The following is a 4,436-nucleotide window of genomic DNA, read 5'->3' on the forward strand; positions in this document are numbered from 1 at the left end:
TTGTTGTCGCAGTTTGCCGGCGCGGCCGACCAGCTGCCGGGCGCGCTCGTGGTCAACCCGTTCGACCTGTCGCAGATGTCGGAAGCGCTGGAACGGGCGTTATCGATGCCGCTCGCCGAGCGTCAATCCCGTCACACCGACATGATGGCGCCGTTGCGCGAGAACAATCTTTCCGTCTGGCGCGACTCCTTCTTGCAGGATTTGCGCAGTGTGGCGACGGCTGCATCGGTGACGAAGAAAACGGTGCGCCAGGTTTCCGAAGCTAAGCGACCTGCGCGCGTATCGAGTTGAATTGCTTGCTCTTTCGGTGAAGCCCCGCGCCTGTTCATCCGGCGCGGGGTTTTTTATTTGCGGTCGGCGTGCACGCGGAACGGCTTTTGCGTCGATGCATACACGCAATCAGGAGGTCATCATGAGTGGAAGCACTTTGGATCCGGACGAAGAAGGTGGTGTGGAAGTTGGGAAGGGCCATGGAACCGGCGCATTGGGGCCGAGCGATTCCTCGGATAGCGGATCGGACGTGCAAGGCGAAAAGCGGTATCCAGGTGATATCGAAGACGAACTCGATCAGCATGCGATCGGCCAGTCCGGAGCGGAGCTGAACAGCGACACGGATCGAAACGGAACGGGCGAGATGGCATCGGCGGACGGGGACAACAACCTCGAACTCGATTCGGACATCCTGCCCGACGAGGTCGAAGACGAAACCCGTGCAATCGACGATGAAACCGCCGACCCGGCCAACGACGAGGAAGAAGAGCCGTAATTTCCGCGGTTCCATGGAAAACGGCGCGCCCCGAGGGTGCGCCGTTTTTCTTTGTGCCTGTTAATCAGCGTTGTCAGGCAAAGCCCGAACGACCGCCGGGCGACGATTACGCGCTACCATCGCGGAAAAAGAACATCTGCGGGAGCGCGCGTTTGACCACGGCAACCACCAAACCGAAAGAACGAAGGCTGAAATTCTTCTGGTCCTGGATCCAGGAGCCGATCGTCCAATGGTCGCAGGATCATTGCGTCATGTTTTCTGCGGCCGTCGCATTCTTCGCGGCGTTTTCGCTTGCGCCAACGCTTGTCATCATCATCGCGGTCGCGAGTATTTTCTTCGGCGCGGACGCGGTGCAAGGGCGCCTGTTTGGCGAGATCGCGGGTGTCGTGGGCGCGGACGCGGCGCATGGCCTGGAAGCGATCGTCGCAAACGCATGGCACGCGGATATCGCCACGCGTACAGCGATTCTTTCCGGCGTGGGCGTGCTGGTCGGGGCATCGGCGACGTTTTCATCGCTGCATACGGCGCTCAACGTGATCTGGCCGGCACCCGTGTCAAGCACACGCGACAGCATTCTCGCCATCTTGCGCGTGCGGGCGATCTCGTTCGCGTTCGTGGTCGGCGCGGGTTTGCTGATCGTGGCGCTCCTCATACTCGATGCCGCCGTGGTCCTCGTCGGACAGTGGGTGCTCGGTACGAGCGGTCCATCGTTCCTGATTGCGGCGGTTGCTCAACGCGCAATTTCGCTTTTCATGATGATGCTGGCGTTTGCGGTGCTGCTGAAATTCCTGCCGAGCTCGCGCATGCAGTGGCGTGACGCGGCGCTGGGCGCCTCGGCGGCGGCGTTGCTTTTTGAGTGCGGCAAACGCCTCTTTGCGTTCTACCTGCAACACGCGGGCATGACCAACACGTTCGGCGCGGCGGGGTCGCTCGCGATCATCCTGATGTGGCTGTACTACTCGGCGGCGGTGTTCCTGCTCGGCGCGGAAGTATCGGCAACGGCAGGACGCAGGCGCAGGCAACACGTTTCCGGCTGGCGATAAAAAACGCCCTTGAATTATTTCAAAGGCGTTGGGTTCAGACCGGGAAAACCAGATTATGCGCGACGCAACTCGGCCGGCGGCACCTTCATCAGGTGACGATACTTCGCCACTGTCCGGCGCGCGACGATCACACCCTGATCCGCGAGCATCTTCGCGAGGCTGACATCGGAAAGGGGTTCGCTGCTGCTCTCCTTTGCGATCATCTCTTTCAGCAACGCGCGCACGGCAGCGGCCGAACACGTACCGCCGCTTTCCGTGCTCAACTCGCGCGGGAAGAAATGCTTGAACTCGAAAATGCCGCGCGGCGTCGACATATATTTGTTACCCGTCGCGCGTGAAATGGTCGATTCGTGGAGTTCGAGCTCATCGGCGACATCGCGCAGGACGAGCGGCTTGAGTGCGATTTCGCCGTAGTCGAAGAACGCCTTCTGATGTGAAACGATGCACTCTGCCACGCGCTGAATGGTCGTGAAACGCTGCTGTGCGTTGCGGATCAGCCAGCGTGCTTCCTGCAGTTGCTGGGCGAGCGGTGAACGGCTTGCACCAGCCGATTGCGCGAACAGCTCGGCATACATGCGGTGGATACGGGCGCGCGGAAGAACCGCCGGGTTGATCGTCACGACCCAGTTCTTCTTGACCTGGCGCACGATCACATCGGGTACGACGTAGTTGTCTTCTGCTGCACCATAGTTCGAACCTGGCTTCGGATCGAGCTTGCGCACGAGCGCACAAGCCACGCGCAGTTCGTCCGCGCTGCAGCCGATCTTCTTTTGCAACTCGGCTTGCTCACGGCGTGCGAGCCGTTCCAGATGATGCATCACGATCTCGATCGCAACAGCGCGTCCCGGCGTATCCGCGTCGAGTGCATCGAGTTGCAGACGCAGGCATTCGGACAACGTGCGTGCGCCGACACCGGGTTTATCGAGCGATTGCACGAGCTTCAGCGCGATGTTCAATTCGGCTTCTGACAATGCCGGTTCGATATCGACGAGCTCGGACAACTCCTGCAAATCCTGACGCAAGTAACCGTCGTCATCGAGTGCTTCGATGATCAGTTGCGCCACCGCGCGGTCGCGATCGTTGATTGGATAAAGCCGCAGGGTGTCGTGAAGCGTTTCATGCAAAGACGGTTCGATGCGAACCCAATCCGCAGGATCGGATCCGTCTCCATCGCCGTTGTTGCGTGTCGATGTACGGCCAAACGGATCGGAGGAGAACTCGCTCATGGAGTCCTCGTGCGACTGCGAGTCGCTGCTGTCCGAACCATCGTTGCTGCTCTCGGCGGCCATGGGTGCGTCGACCGGTGCGGTGGCTTCGCCGAGGGAGGGCGTCTCGCTCAGGGAGCTGCCGTTGTCGGTGGAAAGCGCGTTGTCTTCCGCTTGCGTCTCGTCGTACTCGAGGAAGGGATTGGTATCGAGCGCGTTGCGCAATTCCTGCTGAAACTCGAGCGACGAAAGCTGCAGCAGACGAACCGATTGCTGGAGGCGCGGCGTGAGCGCAAGACTTTGTTTGGTACGTAGTTCGAGGGAAGGCGGCATTGCGTGTTGTTCCTCAATGTTGGATCTTTCGTGCGTCCTCTAAGAGCAACACTCGTGCCATGCGAGTGATCGCCATCATGCAACGTGCGTGAGTGCACGATCCGAAAGAGATTTTTCGCATGGATGTTGCCCGTCGTATTCTTGTTCAGGGACTAATTCGCGCACTTTTTACACGCCCATCGGCAAAGCGCGGTGGTGCTGAAGACTGAGAGGGCGTGGCTGTCAGGACGCAAACATCACACGTATGAATCGTGCGGTGCGCATTGATGCATGGGGTTTTCAGGGTTTAGTCCGGGTCACATTTGCCGATCGCCGCAAGCGTCCCGGCACGCTACTTGCGTTGGTTACCACGCTACCGGTAGTGCTTTGGCATAGCCGGTATGAACCGAGCAGGTTAGTGCAGCAAGAAGCTGCGGCCGTACGAGGCGGCCTGCGATCAATCGGGACAGCGGACTCCGCCGTCCTCTTAATTCGATAAGAAGGAGAATCTCTATGAAGTCGACCCAATTCCTGAAAGCAGCCGGTGGTATCGCTTGCGTCGTGTTTGCGCTGAATGTCAACGCACAGACCGCTACGCATGCAACAGGTGCTTCCACGTCGATCGGCACGAAGGTCGATGACTCTGCAATCACGACGAAGGTCAAGGCCGAGTTGCTGGGCGCGAAGAACGTCAAGTCCACGCATATCCACGTGAAGACGCGTGCGGGCGTTGTTTCGCTGACGGGCACGGTGCCGACGGCCGATGACAAGAGCGGCGCTGAAGAAGTCGTGGCGAAGGTCGACGGTGTCGACTCGGTCAAGAACCATTTGAAGGTCGTTCAATAAGACTCACTGAGAGATGCGGGCGGGCTGAGAGCCGTCCGCCTCTTTTCTGGTTTATCGAAAAATTTTTCACGCTGGACACAATTGATCAGAAGTACGAATAAGTAACTCAACGTCCGGGCGCACAGGTTTTACTGTAGACGTCCGGCTTACAAGGAAATGGAGATGACCATGAAGAACACTAAAAAGTTTGCTTTGCTCGGCGCGCTCGCTTTTGCATTGGCCGGCCCCGCGATGGCTCAATCAGGCGGCGGTGCGGCGGGCGCA

At 59.2% G+C, this 4,436-nt stretch carries 5 protein-coding genes; 4 read left to right on the forward strand and 1 reads right to left on the reverse strand.

All coding sequences use genetic code 11. The features are described from left to right. The 3 genes from ACRXB1_RS31430 to ACRXB1_RS31440 all read left to right on the forward strand — a co-directional run. A partial coding sequence (locus ACRXB1_RS31430; RefSeq protein ID WP_449494263.1) for a trehalose-6-phosphate synthase occupies nt 1–291 on the forward strand: 291 nt, incomplete at its 5' end. A 118-nt stretch (nt 292–409) separates the two neighbouring features. Continuing rightward, nucleotides 410–766: a chemotaxis protein gene (locus ACRXB1_RS31435; protein ID WP_449494265.1), complete on the forward strand. Its 357-nt coding sequence runs from the start codon at nt 410–412 to the stop codon at nt 764–766. A 152-nt stretch (nt 767–918) separates the two neighbouring features. Further along, on the forward strand, nt 919–1,809 hold the full coding sequence (locus ACRXB1_RS31440; protein WP_449494264.1) for a YihY/virulence factor BrkB family protein: 891 nt from the start codon (nt 919–921) through the stop codon (nt 1,807–1,809). Between the two features lie 53 nt (nt 1,810–1,862). On the opposite strand, the gene ACRXB1_RS31445 is transcribed toward ACRXB1_RS31440, so the two are convergent. After that, nucleotides 1,863–3,347, reverse strand: coding sequence for an RNA polymerase factor sigma-54 (locus tag ACRXB1_RS31445; protein ID WP_061998927.1), 1,485 nt, complete (start codon nt 3,345–3,347; stop codon nt 1,863–1,865). Between the two features lie 492 nt (nt 3,348–3,839). Here ACRXB1_RS31445 and ACRXB1_RS31450 point away from each other — a divergent pair, with 492 nt between their 5' ends. Then, the gene (locus tag ACRXB1_RS31450) at nt 3,840–4,172 is read left to right on the forward strand and encodes a BON domain-containing protein (RefSeq protein WP_061998928.1); all 333 of its coding nucleotides are present in this window, start codon (nt 3,840–3,842) and stop codon (nt 4,170–4,172) included. Nucleotides 4,173–4,436 lie beyond the last annotated feature (264 nt).

The organism is Caballeronia sp. M23-90 (assembly GCF_053574605.1).